The sequence below is a fragment of the Umezawaea sp. NPDC059074 genome, assembly GCF_042738955.1.
In the GTDB taxonomy this organism is placed as follows: Bacteria; Actinomycetota; Actinomycetes; order Mycobacteriales; family Pseudonocardiaceae; genus Umezawaea.
The window spans coordinates 72,729-92,250 of record NZ_JBHYHC010000001.1; the positions used below are offsets into that span (position 1 = coordinate 72,729).

Annotated in this window: 18 protein-coding genes and 1 riboswitch; of the genes, 13 read left to right on the forward strand and 5 right to left on the reverse strand. The window is 70.5% G+C overall.

The window, feature by feature from the left end:
- Nucleotides 1-84: 84 nt before the first annotated feature.
- Entirely contained in the window at nucleotides 85-369 is a 285-nt protein-coding gene (locus tag ACFWW9_RS00335; protein WP_390370196.1) for a hypothetical protein, read from the reverse strand.
- 97 nt (nucleotides 370-466) lie between these two features.
- The gene (locus ACFWW9_RS00340) at nucleotides 467-1,075 is read right to left on the reverse strand and encodes an FMN-binding negative transcriptional regulator (RefSeq protein WP_390370197.1); all 609 of its coding nucleotides are present in this window, start codon (nucleotides 1,073-1,075) and stop codon (nucleotides 467-469) included.
- 108 nt (nucleotides 1,076-1,183) lie between these two features.
- On the opposite strand from ACFWW9_RS00340, the gene ACFWW9_RS00345 reads away from it, so the two are divergent.
- The 10 genes from ACFWW9_RS00345 (at nucleotide 1,184) to gcvP (ending at nucleotide 13,806) form a co-directional block, all read left to right on the forward strand.
- A complete protein-coding gene (locus ACFWW9_RS00345) occupies nucleotides 1,184-3,493 on the forward strand; it encodes a cation-translocating P-type ATPase (RefSeq protein WP_390370198.1) in 2,310 nt (769 codons plus the stop codon).
- 261 nt (nucleotides 3,494-3,754) lie between these two features.
- Complete coding sequence (locus tag ACFWW9_RS00350; RefSeq protein ID WP_390370199.1) at nucleotides 3,755-3,970, forward strand: hypothetical protein; 216 nt, start codon at nucleotides 3,755-3,757, stop codon at nucleotides 3,968-3,970.
- A 750-nt stretch (nucleotides 3,971-4,720) separates the two neighbouring features.
- The gene (locus ACFWW9_RS00355; RefSeq protein ID WP_390370200.1) at nucleotides 4,721-5,281 is read left to right on the forward strand and encodes a CDP-alcohol phosphatidyltransferase family protein; all 561 of its coding nucleotides are present in this window, start codon (nucleotides 4,721-4,723) and stop codon (nucleotides 5,279-5,281) included.
- A gap of 77 nt (nucleotides 5,282-5,358) precedes the next feature.
- Nucleotides 5,359-5,760 carry a glycine cleavage system protein GcvH gene (gcvH, locus tag ACFWW9_RS00360; RefSeq protein ID WP_390370201.1) on the forward strand — a complete coding sequence of 134 codons (402 nt, stop codon included), beginning with the start codon at nucleotides 5,359-5,361 and terminating at the stop codon, nucleotides 5,758-5,760.
- Between the two features lie 113 nt (nucleotides 5,761-5,873).
- Nucleotides 5,874-6,338 carry a glycogen accumulation regulator GarA gene (garA, locus tag ACFWW9_RS00365; protein ID WP_390370202.1) on the forward strand — a complete coding sequence of 155 codons (465 nt, stop codon included), beginning with the start codon at nucleotides 5,874-5,876 and terminating at the stop codon, nucleotides 6,336-6,338.
- Nucleotides 6,335-7,039 (forward strand): MerR family transcriptional regulator, encoded by a 705-nt coding sequence (locus ACFWW9_RS00370; RefSeq protein WP_390370203.1) that lies wholly within the window; start codon nucleotides 6,335-6,337, stop codon nucleotides 7,037-7,039. The genes garA and ACFWW9_RS00370 overlap by 4 nt, the downstream gene beginning before the upstream one ends.
- Nucleotides 7,040-7,211: 172 nt before the next feature.
- Nucleotides 7,212-7,685 (forward strand): bifunctional nuclease family protein, encoded by a 474-nt coding sequence (locus tag ACFWW9_RS00375; RefSeq protein WP_259627294.1) that lies wholly within the window; start codon nucleotides 7,212-7,214, stop codon nucleotides 7,683-7,685.
- A gap of 406 nt (nucleotides 7,686-8,091) precedes the next feature.
- Entirely contained in the window at nucleotides 8,092-8,658 is a 567-nt protein-coding gene (locus ACFWW9_RS00380) for a MerR family transcriptional regulator (RefSeq protein ID WP_390370204.1), read from the forward strand.
- 45 nt (nucleotides 8,659-8,703) lie between these two features.
- Entirely contained in the window at nucleotides 8,704-10,467 is a 1,764-nt protein-coding gene (locus tag ACFWW9_RS00385; RefSeq protein ID WP_390370205.1) for a glycoside hydrolase family 9 protein, read from the forward strand.
- A 196-nt stretch (nucleotides 10,468-10,663) separates the two neighbouring features.
- A riboswitch (glycine riboswitch) is annotated at nucleotides 10,664-10,759 on the forward strand.
- Nucleotides 10,760-10,920: 161 nt separating this feature from the next.
- The gene (gcvP, locus tag ACFWW9_RS00390; protein WP_390370206.1) at nucleotides 10,921-13,806 is read left to right on the forward strand and encodes an aminomethyl-transferring glycine dehydrogenase; all 2,886 of its coding nucleotides are present in this window, start codon (nucleotides 10,921-10,923) and stop codon (nucleotides 13,804-13,806) included.
- A gap of 42 nt (nucleotides 13,807-13,848) precedes the next feature.
- Here the strand turns inward: gcvP and ACFWW9_RS00395 are convergent, their stop codons facing one another.
- Complete coding sequence (locus ACFWW9_RS00395) at nucleotides 13,849-14,478, reverse strand: DUF899 family protein (RefSeq protein ID WP_390370207.1); 630 nt, start codon at nucleotides 14,476-14,478, stop codon at nucleotides 13,849-13,851.
- A gap of 99 nt (nucleotides 14,479-14,577) precedes the next feature.
- Between ACFWW9_RS00395 and ACFWW9_RS00400 the strand changes: the two genes are divergently transcribed.
- Nucleotides 14,578-14,943 carry a DUF427 domain-containing protein gene (locus tag ACFWW9_RS00400; RefSeq protein WP_390370208.1) on the forward strand — a complete coding sequence of 122 codons (366 nt, stop codon included), beginning with the start codon at nucleotides 14,578-14,580 and terminating at the stop codon, nucleotides 14,941-14,943.
- 706 nt (nucleotides 14,944-15,649) lie between these two features.
- Here ACFWW9_RS00400 and ACFWW9_RS00405 read toward each other — a convergent pair.
- Complete coding sequence (locus ACFWW9_RS00405; RefSeq protein WP_390370209.1) at nucleotides 15,650-16,063, reverse strand: DUF3224 domain-containing protein; 414 nt, start codon at nucleotides 16,061-16,063, stop codon at nucleotides 15,650-15,652.
- 62 nt (nucleotides 16,064-16,125) lie between these two features.
- Here ACFWW9_RS00405 and ACFWW9_RS00410 point away from each other — a divergent pair, with 62 nt between their 5' ends.
- Nucleotides 16,126-17,130, forward strand: coding sequence for a helix-turn-helix transcriptional regulator (locus tag ACFWW9_RS00410; RefSeq protein WP_390370210.1), 1,005 nt, complete (start codon nucleotides 16,126-16,128; stop codon nucleotides 17,128-17,130).
- 132 nt (nucleotides 17,131-17,262) lie between these two features.
- Nucleotides 17,263-17,676, forward strand: a complete 414-nt coding sequence (locus tag ACFWW9_RS00415; protein ID WP_390370211.1) for an SsgA family sporulation/cell division regulator — start codon at nucleotides 17,263-17,265, stop codon at nucleotides 17,674-17,676.
- On the opposite strand, the gene ACFWW9_RS00420 is transcribed toward ACFWW9_RS00415, so the two are convergent.
- Nucleotides 17,677-19,458 (reverse strand): substrate-binding domain-containing protein, encoded by a 1,782-nt coding sequence (locus tag ACFWW9_RS00420; RefSeq protein ID WP_390370212.1) that lies wholly within the window; start codon nucleotides 19,456-19,458, stop codon nucleotides 17,677-17,679.
- Nucleotides 19,459-19,522 lie beyond the last annotated feature (64 nt).

Genomic DNA, 19,522 nt, shown 5'->3' on the forward strand with positions numbered 1-19,522 from the left:
AGGCCGTGCGGGCCCGCCGGAACTCCCCGGCGCGGCTGTTGGCTCAACCGCTGCACGGACCACCGTACGTAATGTGATGAACCATCACAAGGACCGGGGTGCCCGCGCGTCCTGTGTGGTCAGTGCCTGGTCGTGGTTCCTCGGCCGGAGCAGGAAGTAGTTCGTCTGCCGCTCGGTCTCGCTCGCCTGGTAGACGAACTCCAGGTCACGGGCGTCGAACTCGGCGAACCAGCGGTCCCAGGTCATCGGGTCGATGTCGTCGTCGTAGTCCGGGAAGTCGAACCCGAGGCCTTCGGCCCGGTGCGCGATCGGCGCGGCTTCCCTGCTCTCCGCCCAGCGGCGGATCTCCAGGTGGTCGGTCGTGCTCAACCGTCTGACCCCGGTCAACTGGCACCCTCTTCCGCCGCGGGACCTCGCACGGGGGGAGGCCCCCGTGTCAAGCGGCCGAACTCCACGGTAGCCGAGGCTAATGCGCTGGGCGCCGGTTCAGGACGTGCTCGCGCGCCGCCGTGTCGCGGGGTCCGGCCCGTTCGGCGAGCCGGTCCGCGATGTGCAGCCGGACCTCGGCGGACTTGTTCCCGGCGAACTTGAACTTGGCCCGGACCTCCCGCACGACCAGTTCCAGGCCGCGGATCCCCGGCAGCTGCCTGCGGTCCGCTTCGTCCGTTTCGTCGACCGACGTCCGCCCGCCCGGCGGCTCGAAGTGGGCGAGCTGCCGGGTCAGCAGCTCCGCCTTCGCCGCGGGGTCGTCGAGCACCACGGCGGTGCAGAGTAGCTGCACGGCCGCGTAGTGCGAGGTGGGGACGTCGGTGCCGCCCCACTCGGCGGGCACGTAGGTGTAGTCGTCGACCAGCGCCAGCACCGCGTTCGGGTTCTCCGCCAGCGCCCGCCACACCGGGTTCGGGCGGGCCAGGTGCAGCCGGACCGTCTCCTGCCCGTCGAACACGAAGTGCGTCGGCACGACCACCGGCAGGTCGCGGTCGCGGCCGGACGCGATGAGCTGGCCGAAGTCGCGGGCCGCCAGCCACGGCCGCCACTCGTCCTCGGCCGCCGCGTCCCAGGGGTGGATGAGCATGAGTCCAGGATCACCGGGAAGTGGCATCTTGCAAATATCCATTACCGACGTCTTCGAAAAGGCCACTTTCGATCAGCCGGGTCCGGGCAGCCGTTCTACGCTCGGCCCATGCCCGAAGCGACCCGCCTGGAGTACGGACTGACGTCGGCGCAGGTGCGGGAACGCGTCGCGGACGGCAGGAGCAACGACGTGCCGACACGGGCCGGGCGCACGCTCGGCGACATCGTCCGCACGAACGTCCTCACCCGCTTCAACGCCGTGCTCGGCGCGCTGTTCGCGGTGATCGTCGTCGTGGGCCCGCTCAAGGACGGGCTGTTCGGCCTGATCATCGTGGTCAACAGCCTGATCGGCATCGTGCAGGAGGTGCGCGCCAAGCGGACCCTCGAACGGCTCGCGATCGTCGGCGAGGCCAAGCCCGTGGTGTGGCGCGACGGGGCCGCGGTCCCGGTCGGCGCGAGCGAGGTCGTGCTCGACGACGTCCTCGAACTCGGCACGGGCGACAACGTGGTCGTCGACGGCGTGGTCGTCGGCGCGGACGCGCTGGAGGTCGACGAGTCGCTGCTCACCGGCGAGGCGGACCCCGTCGTGAAGCACCCCGGCGACCCGGTGATGTCCGGCAGCTTCGCCGTCGCGGGCACCGGCCGCTACCGCGCCACGCGGGTCGGCCGCGACGCGTACGCCGCCAAGCTCGCCGAGGAGGCCAGCCGGTTCACCCTCGTCAGCTCCGAGCTGCGCGCGGGCATCGACCGCATCCTGCGGTTCGTCACGTGGATCCTGCTGCCCGCCGGCGCACTCATCATCTACAGCCAGCTGCACGGCAACGAGGACCTGCCGTCCGCGCTGCGCGGGGCCGTGGCCGCGCTGGTGCCGATGGTCCCGGAAGGACTGGTGCTGCTCACCAGCGTCGCGTTCGCGGTCGGCGTCGTCCGGCTCGGGCAGCGGAACTGCCTGGTCCAGGAGCTGCCCGCGATCGAGGGCCTGGCGCGGGTCGACGTGGTGTGCGCGGACAAGACGGGCACGCTGACCGAGAACGGCATGCGCCTGACCGAGGTCCGGCCGCTGTTCGCCGGGTTCGCGGCCGACGAGGTGCTCGCCGCGTTCGCCGCCGCCGACCCGCGACCCAACGCGAGCCTCCACGCCGTCGCCGAGGCCTACCCCTCGGCGCCTACCTGGCCGGTGACGGCGTTCGCCGCGTTCTCCTCGGCCCGGAAGTGGAGCGGCGCGAGCTTCGGCGCGCACGGGAACTGGGTGCTCGGCGCGGCGGACGTGCTGCTGCCGCGCGCCTCGGCCGCGCTGGTCGCCGCCGAGGAGTTGGGCGCGCAGGGGCTGAGGGTGCTGCTGCTGGCCCGCGCGTCCGTGCCGGTGGACTCGGCCGCCGCGCCCGGCGAGGTCGAGCCGATGGCGCTCGTGGTGCTCGCCCAGCGCGTCCGGCCGGACGCGGGGGAGACCCTGGCCTACTTCGCCGACCAGGGCGTGACGGTGAAGGTGATCTCCGGCGACAACGCCGTGGCCGTGGGAGCCGTCGCCTCGTCGCTGGGGCTCGCCGGGGCCGGTGCCCCGGTCGACGCGCGGCAGCTGCCTTCCGCCCTGGGCGACGAGGTCGAGGAGGGCACGGTGTTCGGCCGCGTCACGCCCGCGCAGAAGCGGGACATGGTCGCCGCGTTGCAGAAGCGCGGGCACACGGTCGCGATGACCGGCGACGGCGTGAACGACGTGCTGGCGCTGAAGGACGCCGACATCGGCGTCGCGATGGGCTCCGGCAGCCCGGCGACGCGGGCCGTCGCCCAGATCGTGCTGCTGGACGACCGGTTCGCCACGCTGCCGTTCGTCGTGGCCGAGGGGCGGCGGGTGATCGGCAACGTCGAACGCGTCGCGAACCTGTTCCTGGTGAAGACGGTCTACTCGGTGCTGCTGGCGATCCTGATCGGCGTGGTCGGCTTCCCGTTCCCGTTCCAGCCGCTGCACCTGACCCTCATCGGCGGACTCACGATCGGCATCCCGGCGTTCTTCCTCGCCCTCGCGCCGAACGGCGACCGGGCCCGCGACGGCTTCGTCCGGCGGGTGCTGCGGATGGCCGTGCCGGTCGGGTCGGTGGCGGCCGTGGCGACCTTCGCGGCGTACTGGATCTCCCGCGCGGTGGACAACGGCACGACCCAGGCGCAGGACAGCACGACCGCCGTCATCACCCTGTTCCTCATCGCGCTGTGGGTGCTCGGCGTCGTCGCCCGACCACTCGTCTGGTGGAAGTCGACGCTCGTCGCCACGATGGGGTGCTGCTTCCTGCTGGTGCTGCTCATCCCGTTCGGACGGTCGTTCTTCGAGCTGGACCCGACCAACTTCAGCTCCGTCGCGACCGCTCTCGCGGTCTCGTCGGCCGCCGTGGTGATGATCGAGGTTGTCCGCCGGATCTTCCGCTGACCAGCGGTTACGGCGAAGTTGATCAGTGCGGGTGTAGTTCGTCGGTCGACGTGCGGCAGGCGGCGAGCGGTGAACGGTTGTCGACTCGATCAGTCTGCGGACGGCCCGGCGTAGTCGGCCGACAGCTCAGCGCCGACAGGTGCTCGGTGGGCGAGCGACACCCCGGAACGGTCGGTGTTCCCCGCCACAGTCCCGCAGAATCGATGAGACGTGGATAACGCCGAACACCACGTCGACGACAGTCCCAGTGGAGGGATACACATGAGCACCACCACGGAAACCAAACCCGAGACCGCGACGGCCAGGCCCCGCACGCTGCCGACCGCGCCGTGCAGCGTCGTGTGGAGCAAGGGCCACGCCTACGTGCTCGAAGGTTTCCGCGCCCGCTGGGTAGGCGTCGACGACCGCGGCCGCCCCCACGCCTTCACGGGCGCGGACCTCCAGCGCCGCGGCTGGACCCACACCCGCTGCAACTGACACCAAGTCGGCCCTACCCGACAGCACGTCACCCCCCGGCCGGCCGCCCGGCCGGGCACGCGACACCCAAGGCCAGGGCACACCTGCCCACTCGACTCCGCAGCCTCTTGACCACGGCCCGGCCACTGGCCCGCTCGAACCACCGGTGGCCGACACGGTTGCCGCGCCCCGCGCCGGCCTCCCGCTGGACCCGGCCGGCCTCCCGCTGGACCCGCCGGTGGCCAACCCGATTCGCGGCGGACACGGGCGTCACACCCCTCAGCGCCGCGGCCAGGCTTCGGCACATCGGAAGTCCCCCAACCAGGTGGGTCCCCGATTCCAGGCTCCGACAGGGGTCCGACAGTTTCGCGGGTCCGCGTCCCCGATCGCGGACTACCCGGTCTCCTGATTCCCACCGGCTCGCCATGCCCCGCTTCCGCCATCCACGGGGGCCACTTCTTCCGTGAGCGCCGGACTCGGCCGGTGACCACCCTGTCTTCTCACCCCCGCTGGGTCATCCCAGATGTCTCACCGTCGCCGCTCTTGGTGGTTCTTCGGCTTCGAGCTGTTCACGACCGAGGTCCGACAGTTTTCGCCCGTCGACGCCCTCCCCCGAACCCCCTTCCCGAACCACCCGGACCCCACATGGCCGGGTGGGGTTCGACCTGCGGGATTAGCATTCCCGCGTGACCACCCGTACAAGGGCGGTGCGGTGACGGGGGAGTGGTGAGGGACGTGGTCGTGGCTGGTCGGGAGCCTGTGGATCGGTGGGTGACCGTTCCGAACGCGTTGAGCGTGTTGAGGCTGCTCGGGGTGCCCTTGTTCCTCTACCTGCTGCTCGGCCCCAAGGCCGACGGGTGGGCGGTGGTCGTGCTGGCGCTCGCCGGGGCGTCGGACTGGCTCGACGGGAAGCTCGCGCGGTGGCTCGACCAGACCAGTCGGCTGGGGACGTTGCTCGACCCCGCGGCGGACCGGCTGTACATCTTCGCCACGCTGCTCGCGTTCGTGGTCCGGGGGATCGTGCCGTGGTGGATCGCGGCGGTCCTCGTGGGCCGGGAAGCGCTGGTCGGCGTGTTCCTGCTGGTCCTCCGCCGGTTCGGCTACGGGCCGTTCGAGGTGAGCTACCTCGGCAAGGCCGCGACGTTCAACCTGCTCTACGCCTTCCCCGTCCTGCTGCTCGCGCAGGGGGCCTCGACCGCCGCGCAGATCGCTCGCCCGATCGCGTACGCGTTCATGCTTTGGGGTGGTGCCTTGTACCTCTGGTCCGCCGGCCTGTACCTGTACCAACTGGTGCTCGCCGCGCGTCGCACTCCGGGGGTGGTGGCTGCCTGAACGGGTGAGCCACGTGGGAAGATCACGCCTCGACAGGCAGACGGACTCGTCCATCCGGGCGAGCGGGGAAGACCACCATGAAGGAGCGCACCGCGGTGATTCCCGAGGAGCTCAAGTACACCGAGGAACACGAGTGGGTGCAGCGCACAGGTGACAGCACCGTGCGCATCGGCATCACGGACTACGCCCAGCAGCAACTGGGCGACGTCGTGTTCGTCCAGCTCCCCGAGCTCGGCGAAACCGTCGACGTCGGCCAGACGCTCGGCGAGGTGGAGTCCACCAAGAGCGTCTCGGACATCTACGCGCCGCTCGCCGGCGAGGTGGTCGCCCGCAACGACTCGCTCGACCAGGAGCCGGACCTGGTCAACACCGACCCGTACGGCGAGGGCTGGATGATCGAGCTGCGACTGGCCGACCCCGCGGCGGTCGAGGACCTGCTCGACGCGGCCGCGTACCAAGAGCTGGCGGCGGGGGAGTGACGACGATCTTCCGACGTCTTCTCGGCCTGTTCGGGAGCCGCTCCTCGGGTGGGGAATCGGGCACGATAGGTTCTAGTGGTCTCGACGGTTCCAGCAGCAGGAGGAGAGCTCAGGTGAGCACGAACGACGGGCCAGGCGTTCCGCCAGAGCAGTCCCCGGAGCGGACCTCCGTTTTCCGGGCGGATTTCCTCGCAGACGTGGAGGGTGCCGAGGCACCCGCGCAGGAGCCCGCGGTCGCGGGCGTCGACGCGCTCCCCGCCGGGTCAGCCCTGCTGGTGGTGAAGCGCGGCCCCAACGCGGGGTCCAGGTTCCTGCTCGACCGCGACACCACCAGCGCGGGTCGGCACCCGGACAGCGACATCTTCCTCGACGACGTGACGGTCTCCCGGCGCCATGCCGAGTTCCGTCGTGAAGGCGGGGAGTTCGTGGTGATCGACGTGGGCAGCCTGAACGGCACCTACGTCAACCGCGAGCCGGTCGACCAGGCCGTTCTCGCGAACGGCGACGAGGTGCAGATCGGCAAGTTCCGCCTCGTGTTCCTGACCGGTCCGGGAGCCGGGGGCCAGGGGCAGCAGTGACGGCTGCCGGGCGGCCACAGCGCGGTGGGTTGAGCATCGGGGCGGTGCTGGCACAGCTCCGTCCCGAGTTCCCCGACGTGACGATCTCGAAGATCCGCTTCCTGGAATCCGAGGGGCTGGTCCGCCCGGCCCGCACTGCCTCGGGCTATCGGCAGTTCACCTCGGTGGACGTCGACCGCCTGCGCTTCGTGCTGGCCGCCCAACGGGACCACTACCTCCCGTTGAAGGTCATCAAGCAGCAGTTGGACACCGCCGACGAGCCGCCGAGGCGCGCGCTGATGGCGGTGGAGGGCGTTCCGACGGCCGAGCACTTCCAGCAGGCGGCGTCGACGGCCCGGCTCACCCGCGAGGAGCTCCTGGCCCAGTCGGGCCTCAGCAAGACGATGCTGGCGGACCTGGAGCAGTACGGGATCGTCCGCTCCGGCGCGGCCGGGTTCTACGACCCGGACTCCGTGCTGGTCGCGACGACCGTGCGCGCGATGGCCGAGTTCGGCATCGAACCCCGCCACCTGAGGGCGTTCCGGGCGTCCGCGGACCGCGAGGTGGGTCTGCTGGAGCAGATCGTCACGCCGCTCTACCGGCAGCGCGACGCCGACGCGCGCGGGCGGGCGGAGGAGGTGCTGCGGGAACTGGCAGTGCTCTCGGTCACGTTGCACACACTGCTGGTGAAGGCGGGCCTGCGCGGTGTCGCGGGTGGATAGCGCTTCCGGGCAGCTCACGGCCGCTTGACCGCGGTGTCCGCATCGTGATGTCGAAGTGGACACCAGTGGGGCACTGGGCCCGCTTGGCGGGTAGCGTCGAAGATGTACGTGGAGGATCCTCGTAGTCGTACGGGGACGCCGTGGTTCAGCGCGCTGAGGGAGGCGATACCCGATGAGCGAGATGCGCGTCGTGGGAGTGCGGGTGGAACTGCCCGCCAACCAGCCGATCCTGTTGCTGCGCGAGACCGAGGGCGAGCGGTACCTGCCGATCTGGATCGGCTCCGTCGAGGCGACGGCCATCGCACTCGAGCAGCAGGGTGTGCGGCCCGTCCGGCCGCTCACGCACGACCTCCTCAAGGACGTCATCGGCGCTCTGGGGCGCCAGCTGGAGCAGGTCCGCATCACGGACCTCCAGGAGGGCACGTACTTCGCCGAGCTGGTGTTCGACGGCGACGTGCGGGTGTCCGCGCGCCCCAGCGACTCGGTGGCGCTCGCGCTGCGGGTCGGCGTCCCGATCCACGCGGACGAGTCCGTGCTCGCCGAGGCGGGCCTGATCATCCCGGACGAGCAGGAGGACGAGGTCGAGAAGTTCCGCGAGTTCCTCGACTCCATCTCGCCGGAGGACTTTCGAGGGGCCGACACCTGAGTCGGACACCTGAACGCGCCGAGAGGGCCACTCACGAGTCTCGTGGGTGGCCCTTCGTGCGTCCGCGGCCGTGTGGCGCGACGACGCAGCGTGACGGCGTTCGCGGAGACCGCACTTTGAGGGGTCCCACGGTCGCGCTACCCAATGTCATGGGCGTTCGGCTAAACGATCACTAAACGTCACTCGAACGGGTCAAGTGGGCGTAATCTCTCACCCTCAGGTTGAGGGTGAGGAAATACGTGTACCGCGCGTCGCGTTGACCTGCCCCCAACCCGGTCCTACCGTCGAACTCGAGTGAATTGCGACGGTGTGATTCCACAGCGTGGCCCTTCACGGCCGGTGTTCCCCGACTGCGGGACCACCGGTGACGGTCGCCGGTCGTCAGACCGGCCGAGGGGAGGCAGGCGTGGCAGAGGAAGCGCCCATCCGGGCCGGATCCGGGGAACAAGGTGAGCTGTTCCCGGACTCCTCGCTGCCAGACGAGTACGTCGGCTACCGCGGGCCCGCCGCGTGCCAGATCTCCGGCATCACCTACCGCCAGCTCGACTACTGGGCGCGCACCGGACTGGTCAACCCGACGATAAGGAGTGCCCAGGGCTCGGGCAGCCAGCGGCTGTACTCCTTCAAGGACATCCTCGTCCTCAAAGTGGTGAAGCGGCTGCTCGACACCGGTGTCTCCCTCCAGAACATCCGGGTCGCCGTCGAGCACCTGCGCAAGCGGGGCGTGCAGGACCTGGCCAGGATCACGCTGTTCAGCGACGGCACGACCGTCTACGAGTGCACGTCCCCCGAGGAGGTCGTCGACCTCCTCCAGGGCGGGCAGGGCGTGTTCGGCATCGCGGTGAGCGGGGCCATGAGGGAGATCAGCGGCACCATCCACGAGTTCCCCGCCGAGCGCGCCGACGGGGTCGAGATCGACGGCGTCAGCAACGACGAGCTGTCGCAGCGCAGGCGCAACCGGGCGATCGGCTGAGCACCTCGGCAGGTCGCCCGCTGCTCCGAATGCCATAGTCCGGGCGTGCACCCACGCCTGGTTCCCCTGATGTCGGCGGCCCTGCTCGTCACCGCCGCCGCGTGCTCGTCCTCGACCGAGGGGTCGGCCCGGATCCGGGTCGACCAACTGGGTTTCGTCACGGACGGCGTGAAGCACGCCTACCTGATGGCGGCGGACGCTCCGGAGTCGTTCCGGGTCGTGGCCGAAAGTGGAACGGTTGTGCTCGAAAGCGCTCCGTCATCGACGGCGGCCCGCTGGAGCGACGCCTATCCAGCCGTGCGCGTGCTCGACCTGACGGCCGTGACCACTCCCGGCCAGTACCGCGTGGAGGCCGCCGGGGCGGTGTCCCCGCCGTTCCGGATCGACGCGGCGCAGGCCCTGTTCGCCGGTCCCGTCGCGGACACCGCGCGCTTCTTCGTCACCCAGCACGACACGGCCCACACGGCCGACCGCGCCGCCGACGTGTACGCCGCCCCGCGCTACGACCCGGACGGCAAGACCCTCCTCGACCCGGCGTTGACCAAGGTCGGCGGCCCGGTCGACGTGTCGGGCGGCTGGTTCGACGCGGGCGACTTCCTCAAGTTCACCCACACCACGTCCTACGCCACGGCCCAACTGCTGCTGGCCCAGCGGGACTCGCCGGTCCACTCCGACGCCGTCGCCGCCGAGGCCCGCTACGGCCTGGACTGGTTGGGGCGCGTGTGGGACGGCTCCACGCTGTACGCCCAGGTCGGCATCGGCGCGGGCAACGAGGGCGTGCTGACCGACCACGACGTGTGGCGTCGCCCGCAGGACGACGACGCGCTCGACGTGGCCCCCGGCGACCCGAAGTACCACGTCAAGCACCGCCCGGTGTTCCGCGCGAACGAGCCGGGCACACCCGTCAGCCCGAACCTCGCGGGCCGCGTGGCCGCCGCCTTCGCCCTGTCCGCCCAGGTCGCCCCCGACCCGACGAGCGCCCGCCGTTCCCTGGACACCGCCGCGACCCTGTTCGCCAAGGCCGACACCAGCGGCGCTCCCTTGGTGACCGCGTTCCCCCGGACCTTCTACCCCGAGACGGCGTGGCAGGACGACCTGGAGTTCGCGGCCGTGGAACTGGCCCTGGCAGGCCGCACCTTGGGCGACCCGCGCTCCGCCGACTGGCAGACCGCCGCCGCCCGCTGGGCCACGGCCTACCTGGACTCGGACACCCGCGGCACGCTGGGCCTGGCCGACGTGAGCGCCCTCGCCCACGCCGACCTGGCCCGCATCTCGGACGGCCCGCTCAAGGAACGCCTGGTCACCGACCTGGAACGCCAACTGGACGAGGGCGTGTCCCGAGCCGCGAAGGACCCCTTCGGAGCCGGGGCGGTCTACACCGAGTTCGACTCCGTGCCCCACACGTTCGGCCTGGTCATCACCGCGGCCCTGCACCACTCCGTCACGGGCGACAGCCGCTACGACGCCTTCGGCACGACCCAACGAGGCTGGGCCCTGGGCGCGAACGCGTGGGGCTCGTCCTTCGTGATCGGCATCGGCACCACCTTCCCCCGCTGCCCCGAACACCAGGGCGCGAACCTCACCGGCGACACCCCCACCGGCGCGGTCGTGAACGGCCCCAACGCCGCCACCCAGTTCACCGAGCTGAACGCCTTCGAAGGCATGAAACCCTGCACCGTGAACGACTTCGAGCCCTACGACGGCCACGACGCCAGGTACGTCGACCACGTCGGCGCCTGGCAAAGCGTCGAACCCGCCATCGACTTCACCTCCACCGGCCTCCTCGCCTTCGCCCTCTCCGCCCGCTGACCTGCCCGAACGTCACCCCGCCAAAACTGTCGGACCCCCCACGTACTGTCGGATTCGGGGGGCCTTCACGACCGGGGGACCTCCGCCTCGGCGTGGATGACCGTCGGGGGAACGGCCGGTGGACGGCGGGCAGTGATCCGCGTCGCGCCTGCGCCGTGCCGGTCGGCCCGGCGGGTACGATCGGCGCGTAGTCGCATGACCCCGTGCGGGAGAGTCCGGACCCGGCGAGGTTCGGCGCCGAAGGAGCAAATCCTCCCCGGAACCTCTCAGGCGCAAGGACCGCACGGGATAGACGCCTCTGGAAAGTGGGCCGGTTCCTCGGTCCCGCCGACGGTGAAAGCCCGACCCCGGTCGGGTGAAGCTCTCAGGCGCCCGCCGAGCGGGTTGGAGACAGAGGGGGAGGGCAACGGCAGAGCTTTGCCCGCAGCCCGATCCTCGCCGGAGGCGCCTTCCATGACGCAGGACCGCATTCCCCTCGCCGCTCTCGAGCACGGCACGCCGTTCGCCGACCGCCACGTCGGGCCCCGGCCCGCGGAGTTGGCCCGGATCCTCGACGTCATCGGCGTGGGGTCGTTGGAGGAGTTGGCGCAGCGGGCCGTTCCGCCGTCGATCCGCGAGGGCGACCTGGTGCTGGACCTGCCGGATCCCGCGACCGAGACCGAGGCGCTGGCCGAGCTGCGTGAGCTGGCCTCCCGCAACCGCCCGATGACGCAGATGATCGGCCTCGGCTACTACGGGACGATCACGCCGCCGGTGATCCGCCGCAACGTGCTGGAGAGCCCGGCCTGGTACACGGCGTACACGCCGTACCAGCCGGAGATCTCGCAGGGGCGGCTCGAGGCGCTGCTGAACTTCCAGACGATGGTGGGCGACCTGACCGCCCTGCCGCTGTCGAACGCGTCCATGCTGGACGAGTCGACCGCCGCGGCCGAGGCGATGACGCTGGTGCGCCGCGCGGGCAAGTCGAAGTCGACCAAGTTCGTGGTCGACGCCGACACGTTCCCGCAGACGATCGCCGTGATCGAGACCCGCGCCGAGCCGCTGGGCATCGAGGTCGTGGTCGCGGACCTGTCGCAGGGCATCGAGGGTCTCGGTCTCGGCGGCGACTTCTTCGGCGTGCTGCTGTCCTACCCCGGCGCGTCCGGTGTCGTGCGGGACCACGAGTCCGTCATCGCCGAGGTCCACAAGGCCGGGGCGAACGCGGTCGTGGTCGCCGACCTGCTGGCGTTGACGCTGCTGCGCCCGCCGGGCGAGATCGGCGCGGACGTCGTCGTGGGCACGACCCAGCGCTTCGGCGTCCCGATCGGCTTCGGCGGCCCGCACGCCGGGTACATGGCGGTCCGCGCCGGCCTGGAGCGCCAGCTGCCCGGCCGTCTCGTGGGCGTGTCCGAGGACGCCGACGGCAACCGCGCGTACCGGCTCGCCCTCCAGACCCGTGAGCAGCACATCCGCCGCGAGAAGGCGACCAGCAACATCTGCACCGCGCAGGTGCTGCTCGCCGTGATCGCGTCGATGTACGGCGTCTACCACGGTCCCGAGGGCTTGCGGGCCATCGGCACGCGTGCCCACCGCATGGCCACGGTCCTCGCCGCGGGCCTGCTCGAAGGCGGCGTGGACGTCGTGCACGGCGAGTTCTTCGACACCGTGCGGGCGCACGTGCCGGACCGCGCGGCCGAGGTCGTCGAGGCTGCCCGCGCGCTGGACGTCAACCTGCGCCTGGTCGACGACTCCACCGTCGCCATCGCGTGCGACGAGACCACGACCCGCGCGAACCTGGTCGACGTGTGGCAGGCGTTCGGCGTTCAGGTGCCGGACGTGGACGCGCTCGACGCCGACACCGCCGACGGCATCCCCGCCGAGCTGCGCCGCACGTCGGAGTTCATGACGCACCCGGTGTTCCACCTGCACCGCTCGGAGACGGCGCTGCTGCGCTACCTGCGCGCCCTGTCCGACAAGGACGTCGCGCTCGACCGCAGCATGATCCCGCTCGGCTCCTGCACGATGAAGCTGAACGCCACGGCCGAGATGGAGCCCATCACCTGGCCCGAGTTCGCCGACCTGCACCCGTTCGCCCCGGTCGAGGACGCCGAGGGCCTGCTGGCGCTGGTCAAGGACCTCGAGGACTGGCTGGCCGAGGTGACCGGCTACGACGCCGTGAGCATCCAGCCGAACGCGGGCAGCCAGGGCGAGTTCGCCGGCCTCCTCGCGATCCGCGCGTACCACCGCGGGCGCGGCGAGGCGGCCCGCGACGTCTGCCTCATCCCGTCCAGCGCGCACGGCACGAACGCCGCCAGCGCCGTCATGGCCGGCATGAAGGTCGTCGTCGTGAAGTGCGACGACAAGGGCAACATCGACCTCGGCCACCTGCGCGAGACCGTCGAGGCGCACCGCGACGACCTCGCCGCGATCATGATCACCTACCCGTCCACGCACGGCGTCTACGAGGACACCGTCCGCGAGGTCTGCGGCCTCGTGCACGACGCGGGCGGCCAGGTGTACGTCGACGGCGCGAACCTCAACGCCCTCATCGGCCTCGCCCGGTACGGCAAGTTCGGCTCGGACGTCTCGCACCTCAACCTGCACAAGACGTTCTGCATCCCGCACGGCGGCGGCGGCCCCGGCGTCGGCCCGATCGGCGTCCGCTCCCACCTCGCCCCGTACCTGCCGAACCACCCCCTCCAGCCCACGGCCGGTCCCGAGACCGGCGTCGGCCCGATCAGCGCCGCCCCGTGGGGTTCCGCGTCGATCCTGCCGATCTCCTGGGCGTACGTCCGCATGATGGGCGCCGACGGCCTCCGCCGCGCGACCCTGACCGCGATCGCCGCCGCCAACTACGTGGCCCGCCGCCTGGACGAGCACTACCCGGTCCTCTACACCGGCGAGGGCGGTTTCGTCGCCCACGAGTGCATCCTCGACCTGCGCGGCATCACCAAGAGCACGGGCGTCACCGTCGACGACGTGGCCAAGCGCCTCGCCGACTACGGCCTCCACGCCCCGACCATGTCGTTCCCGGTTCCGGGCACGCTGATGGTCGAGCCGACGGAGAGCGAGGACCTCGGCGAGATCGACCGCTTCATCAACGCCATGATCGCCATCCGCCACGAGATCGACCAGGTCGCCTCCGGCGTCTGGCCGGCGGACGACAACCCGCTCCGCAACGCGCCCCACACGGCGGCCTCGGTCACCCGCGAGTGGAACCACCCGTACACCCGCGAAACGGCCGTCTTCCCGGCAGGCGTGGACGCCCCGAAGATCTGGCCCCCGGTCCGCCGCATCGACGGCGCGAAGGGCGACCGCAACCTCGTCTGCTCCTGCCCACCCCTCTCCGCCTACAGCTAAGAAGCACCACCTGACGGGCCGTCTCCCATGGGAGACGGCCCGTCAGCCGTAGGTCGGGTGCTGAGGCCACCCCTCCGGCGAGTCCTCCCAGGACTGCTGCCGCCCGTACGGGGCCAGATCCAGGATGTTGTTCGCGAACACCAACCGATCCACCCCGCGCTGCGTGGTGCTGTACGTCCGGTACACGGAATCACCGTCCCGCAGGAACAACGTCAACATGAACCCACCGCCGGCCCCGCAGTCCCGCGAGAACGAGGTCCCCCGCGACGACACGAACGGCACCGTCCACCCCATCCGCTCCTGATAGGACTGGATCTGCGCCAGGGGCATGTCGGACGCGGTGACCCACGTGACCCCGTTGTCCCCCAACATCCCCAGCCCGGTGGCGGGCACGTTGCCGGTGAACCACGTGCACCCACCGCAGAAGTCGTCCGGCCCGATGTCCATGAACTGGTAGACGGCCAACTGCGCCCGCCCCTCGAACAGTTCCACCAAAGTCCGAGGCCCTTCGGCCGACTCGAACACGTGGTCGCCACCGAACTCCACCATCGGCAACCGCCGCCGCCGCGCGGCCACCGCGTCCATGGCCCGCGTGACCTCCTTCTCCGCGACCAACAGCTCATCGCGAACCTTCTGCCACTCCTCCAACGACACGACCTCGGGTTTCTCCATGCGCCCGATTCTGACCCACACCACCGACGAAAACAGGAATTGATCGCCACCCACCACAGGTTGACCACAGTGAGGACCAACCAGGAAGGCAGCACACACATGGCACGCGAACAGAAGATCCCCGGCCCCGACCACCCCATCACCGTGACGCCGTCGACGAACCACATCGTCGTCCGCGCAGGCAACCGCGTAGTGGCGGACACGACGAGGTCCCTCACCCTCCAGGAGTCGACCTACCCAGCGGCCCACTACATCCCCCTGGAAGACGTAGACCAGACAGCAATCAAGCGCACGGACACGAGCACGTACTGCCCGTACAAGGGCGACGCGTCGTACTACACGATCACCGGCGACCAAGACCTGACCGACGCCATCTGGACCTACGAACAGCCCTACCCCTCAGTCAAGGAAATCGCAGGCCACGTAGCGTTCTACCCGAACAAGGTCACCATCACCGTCGAGTAAGAACCAGCCCCACCACAAACCTGCGGGCCCCAACCGGCACCGATGACCACCCGTCATGGGCCCTTTGGGCCCCGGCCAAAACCCGCACCGGGACCAACCGCCACGGCCCTTTTGGGCCCCCGGCCGCCACTCGCACCGCACCAAATCCGGACCGTGCCGGCAGGTTCTTTTAACCCCCACCCCGGCCGGCCCCCGATTGTTTTTGCGCCCCCACCCTCTTTCGTCTTGTCAAGGCGTCTTTCCAGCCTTGACAAGACGAAAGAGGGTGGGATAATCGGCGCAATCGGGGGTTGACCCCAAACACCCACGGCGCACCACATGCCCGTAGGCGGACCACGCCGAACCAGAGGTCCCCCCGTCGTGAAGACCCCCCGACGCACACACTACGACCGAGGTACGACATTTTTCCGAAACGGCCTCGGCGGACCTGGGCACAGGCGACTCCAGCAGCCCTGACCTGGTAAGCCCCGCAGCCGGGAACGGCTTCCGGCGACCAGAAGAGGCCGGGCCGGAGAGAGCAAACAACGTCGCCGGAGGAAGCGAACAGCCTTCCGGACCGACGGCCCGCGAGGGGGTAGGCCCCAGCGGCACCCGCCAATCAAGCCCCAACGGTCAGGGATCCAACAGCACCCATCGCCCAGCCCCCAGCGACCTCAAATCCACCCAAGCCCCCCCCCAAAAAACCAACCCCCGAACCCCCACCCCATCACTCCGAAATCACGTAATCCAACGTGTACTTCCCAGCCTCCCCCTCAGCCCACACGATCCCCCCACTCCCGCTCAACCCCACCAACCCTTCAGTCCCCGACTCCGGCACCACGGTGAACCCCCCGGACACCGTCCCATCCCGAAACCGCCCCACGTGCTGCAACACGAACGTCCCCGACTTCCCCCCAAGCACCCCACTAACCACCTCGTACCCCACCGAGTAGCAATCCGTATCACTGATGTAGGTCATCACGAACCGCGTCTCCCCGGTCCCCTCCAACTCCCCGTGGTATTCCCCGACCATCGTCCCCGTGGTCCTCTTGGCCCCGGAAACCTCCTGGTGGGCCTTCCCCTCCCACGTCGTCTCTTCCCAGCTCTTCATCGTGATCGTCCCGGCAGCGTGTGTGCTCATGCCCGGAATCCTGCACCCCATACCTGACACCGCCCGTCAGGTACACGAGGAAACTGGTGAGCATGCGCGCGAGCCGTCTCCTCTCCCTGCTCCTCCTGCTCCAGTCCCGCGGCCGCATGACCGCCCAGGAGCTGTCGGACGAGCTTGAGGTCTCCATCCGCACCGTCTACCGCGACGTCGAGGCCTTGGGAGCCGCGGGCGTCCCCGTCTACGCCGACCGCGGCCCGGCAGGCGGCTACCGACTGGTCGACGGCTACCGCACCAAGCTCACCGGCTTCACCACCGAGGAAGCCGAGTCCCTCTTCCTCGCTGGCCTTCCCGGCCCCGCAGCCGAACTGGGCCTCGGCACGGTCGTGGCCGCCGCCCAGCTCAAGCTCCAAGCCGCCCTCCCACCGGAACTCCGCTCCCGAGCAGGCCGGGTCCGCGAGCGGTTCCACCTCGACACCCCCGGCTGGTTCCGGCACTCCGACGAGACCCCGAACCTCACCGCCATCGCCGACGCCGTCTGGCACCAGCGCCGCCTCGCCATCCACTACCGCCGGTGGGGCGGCCAGGCGATCGAGGTCCACCGCACGGTCGACCCGCTCGGCCTCGTCCTGAAGGCCGGCGTCTGGTACCTGATCGCCCGCTCCGACGGCGACCTCCGCACCGCCCGCTCCGACGGCGACCTCCGCACCTACCGGGTGGCACGGGTCCTCACCCTCACCACCACGGACGACCACTTCGACCGCCCACCGGACTTCGACCTCACCGCCTACTGGGAGGCCTGGTCCGAGCGGTTCGAGCAGCGGATGTACGGCATGCGCGTCACGGTCCGCCTCTCCCCGGACGGCGTCCGCCGCGCCCAGTACCTCCTCGGCCTGGTCGCCGCCCGCGCCCTGCGCGACTCCCCGGCCACCCCCGACCCGGACGGCTGGACGACCGTCGACCTGCCCACCGAGTCCCTCGACCACGCCGAGCCGGACCTCCTCAAACTCGGCCCGGACGTCGAGGTCCTCGCCCCGCCGGAACTGCGCGACCGCGTGGCCACGGCGGCGGCCGCCATGGTCGCGATGTACCAGCACTGACACCGCATTCCGCACAATGGCGAACAACCGCTCACCCGTTCGTGGGAAAACAGTGCACACTCTGGTGATTCCGGGGTCCACTCACCCTTTCTAGGGGTGTCGGGCGTCACGGTCGGTACTTATCGTCGACGCATGACCAAGAAGATCGTGATCACCGTCGCCACGACTTTCGAACTGCTCACGCCCGGCGCGGCACCTGCGCCCATCGACGCCGAACTCCGCTACGACCCCGACGACCCGTACGCGGTCGCCATCAGCTTCCACACCGGGCCGGGGGAGGTGGAGTGGATGTTCGGCCGTGAATTACTGGCCGACGGGCTCATCACCCGGACGGGTGAGGGCGACATCGCCGTCCGGCCCGCCCCGGAGGACGACGAGCGGATGCTCGTGGAGCTCGACGCGCCCACCGGGTTCGCCGTCCTGTCCGGGCTCGCCGAGGACATCGCCGAGTTCCTCGACCTCTCCTACGACGTCGTCGCGCCCGGTGAGGAGGAGCTCTGGATCGACTTCGACCGCGAACTCGCCAAGCTCGCCATCCCGCGCTAGCTACCCGACCGACAGGATCTGCGCCAGCGCCGCGTCGATCGCCTTGCCGTCCTCCGCCACGGAGTACGCGCCGCCGGTCGACCGGGTGATCTTGGTCAGCGGGTCGCGTTCCGGCGCGGACCCTATGGCGATGACGCTCACCGGGATCTGGCGGTCCGCGCGCTTCAGCTTGTCGAGCTGGGCCCGCAGCTCGTCGAAGCTCAGACCCCCGTCGTTGGGGCCGTCGGTGAGCACGACGATGCTGTTGCGCTTGCCGGTCTGGTAGTTCTGCTGCGCGTCCTTGTACAGCGCGACGAGGCTCGTGTAGAGCTGGGTCGCGCTCAGCGGCTTGAGGCCCGCGACCCCGTCGAGCAGGGCCTGCCGCTGCTCCACGACGGGACCGGTCGGCACGAGTTCGCGGTACGGCAGGTCGCCGTCGACCTGCGCGGAGAACTCCCACAGCCCGACCGAGCCGGACAGCGAGCGGCTGACCTGGCCGGACAGCGCCGACCGCAGCCACTCCATCCTGCTCTTGCCGTCGCCCCCCGGTTCCTCCATCGACTTCGACGAGTCGACCAGCAGCGTCACCACCTGGCCGTTGTCCGCCGCCGCCCACGTCGCCGAGATCTGCTGCGTGGTGGTCGAGTCGGCCGGTGCGAGACCTTCGGTCATCGTCGCCCAGCGCACGCCCGGCGAGGGCTTCGGCCGGTCCGTCGACGACGGCACCCGCAGACCCGAGGCGGCCAGGATCTTCTGCTGCGCCGGCTGCGTCAGGAACTCGCGGAACGCCTGCGCGGCCCGCACCTGCGCCTCGCCGACCCAGTCGCCCGCGAGCGCCACGAACGGGAAGTCCGCGACCGGCGTCGGACCGCCGGGGGCCACGCCGTACAGCGGCTTCAACGGGGGAGTGCCGGTGTCCTTGCCCGTGTTGTGCCGGTAGAGGTCGACCTCGAACACCGGGACCGCGCTGATGCCCGCGCCGTTCACGGTGGGCTTGTCGGCCAGCAGCCCCAGTGCCTCCCACGTGCTGGCGGGGGTCTGCGACGGCTTCGCCGCGACCAGGCTCGCCATCGTGGCCTTCACGGGGTCCAGGTCGAGCATCGCCGTGGTGACCGGGCCCTTGCCCTCGGGGCTCGCGCCCGCCAGCGCCGACTGGATCGCCATGGCGGTGGCGGCGTTCGTCGTCGGGTCGGGCATCGCCAGCCGGAACGGTCCCCACGCCGCTTGGCCGAACCGGTCCCAGCCGCCGGGCGACGACATGATGTCGGGCAGGTCGGTCCAGCGGAAGCCCGCCGCCGCCTGCATGGCCGTCGCGCCCTCCTCGGGCATCGCGAGCAGCACGGGGCTCGCGGCGATCGACTGCGGGGCGGCACCGATGAGCGCGCGGTTCTGCGCGCCGAGCCGGTTCGCCCACAGCATCGAGTCGGTGATCCACGCGTGCGGGCGGGTGCCGAGCTTGGCCTCGTCCCAGCCCTGCGTCAGGCCGTCGAGGACGACCTCGGAGTCGATCGACTGCACCTCGACCCGGATGCAGTGGTCGTAGACCACCGGACGGGTCGCGCTCCACGCCTTCGCCACGTCGCGCACGGCGTCGGCCGCGCTCGGTGTCGACGCGATCCTCAGCGACGCCTCGCCCTCGGCGCAGTCACCGGCCTCGGCGGCCGCGCGGCGCTCGATCACTCCGCCGAGCCAGCTCCAGCCGAGAACACCCAGGACGATCAGCGCGACGAGGCCGACGACCGCGACGGGCCACCCCGCCACACCGCGCCGCACCCGCGTGCGCAGCGTGCGATGTCGAGACATCGACTTCCCTTTCAGCGTCTTCCGGCAGCTCGTGACCACGCACCACGTCCGGCACCCGGATCAA

Coding starts and splice junctions, on each gene's coding strand:
- ACFWW9_RS00345 (WP_390370198.1), top strand. CDS start 1,184: ATGCCCGAAGCGACCCGCCTGGAGTACGGACTGACGTCGGCGCAGGTG.
- ACFWW9_RS00350 (WP_390370199.1), top strand. CDS start 3,755: ATGAGCACCACCACGGAAACCAAACCCGAGACCGCGACGGCCAGGCCC.
- ACFWW9_RS00405 (WP_390370209.1), bottom strand. CDS start 16,063: ATGAGCACACACGCTGCCGGGACGATCACGATGAAGAGCTGGGAAGAG.
- gcvH (WP_390370201.1), top strand. CDS start 5,359: ATGAAGGAGCGCACCGCGGTGATTCCCGAGGAGCTCAAGTACACCGAG.
- ACFWW9_RS00375 (WP_259627294.1), top strand. CDS start 7,212: ATGAGCGAGATGCGCGTCGTGGGAGTGCGGGTGGAACTGCCCGCCAAC.
- gcvP (WP_390370206.1), top strand. CDS start 10,921: ATGACGCAGGACCGCATTCCCCTCGCCGCTCTCGAGCACGGCACGCCG.
- ACFWW9_RS00340 (WP_390370197.1), bottom strand. CDS start 1,075: ATGCTCATCCACCCCTGGGACGCGGCGGCCGAGGACGAGTGGCGGCCG.
- ACFWW9_RS00400 (WP_390370208.1), top strand. CDS start 14,578: ATGGCACGCGAACAGAAGATCCCCGGCCCCGACCACCCCATCACCGTG.
- ACFWW9_RS00420 (WP_390370212.1), bottom strand. CDS start 19,458: ATGTCTCGACATCGCACGCTGCGCACGCGGGTGCGGCGCGGTGTGGCG.
- ACFWW9_RS00410 (WP_390370210.1), top strand. CDS start 16,126: ATGCGCGCGAGCCGTCTCCTCTCCCTGCTCCTCCTGCTCCAGTCCCGC.
- ACFWW9_RS00415 (WP_390370211.1), top strand. CDS start 17,263: ATGACCAAGAAGATCGTGATCACCGTCGCCACGACTTTCGAACTGCTC.
- ACFWW9_RS00395 (WP_390370207.1), bottom strand. CDS start 14,478: ATGGAGAAACCCGAGGTCGTGTCGTTGGAGGAGTGGCAGAAGGTTCGC.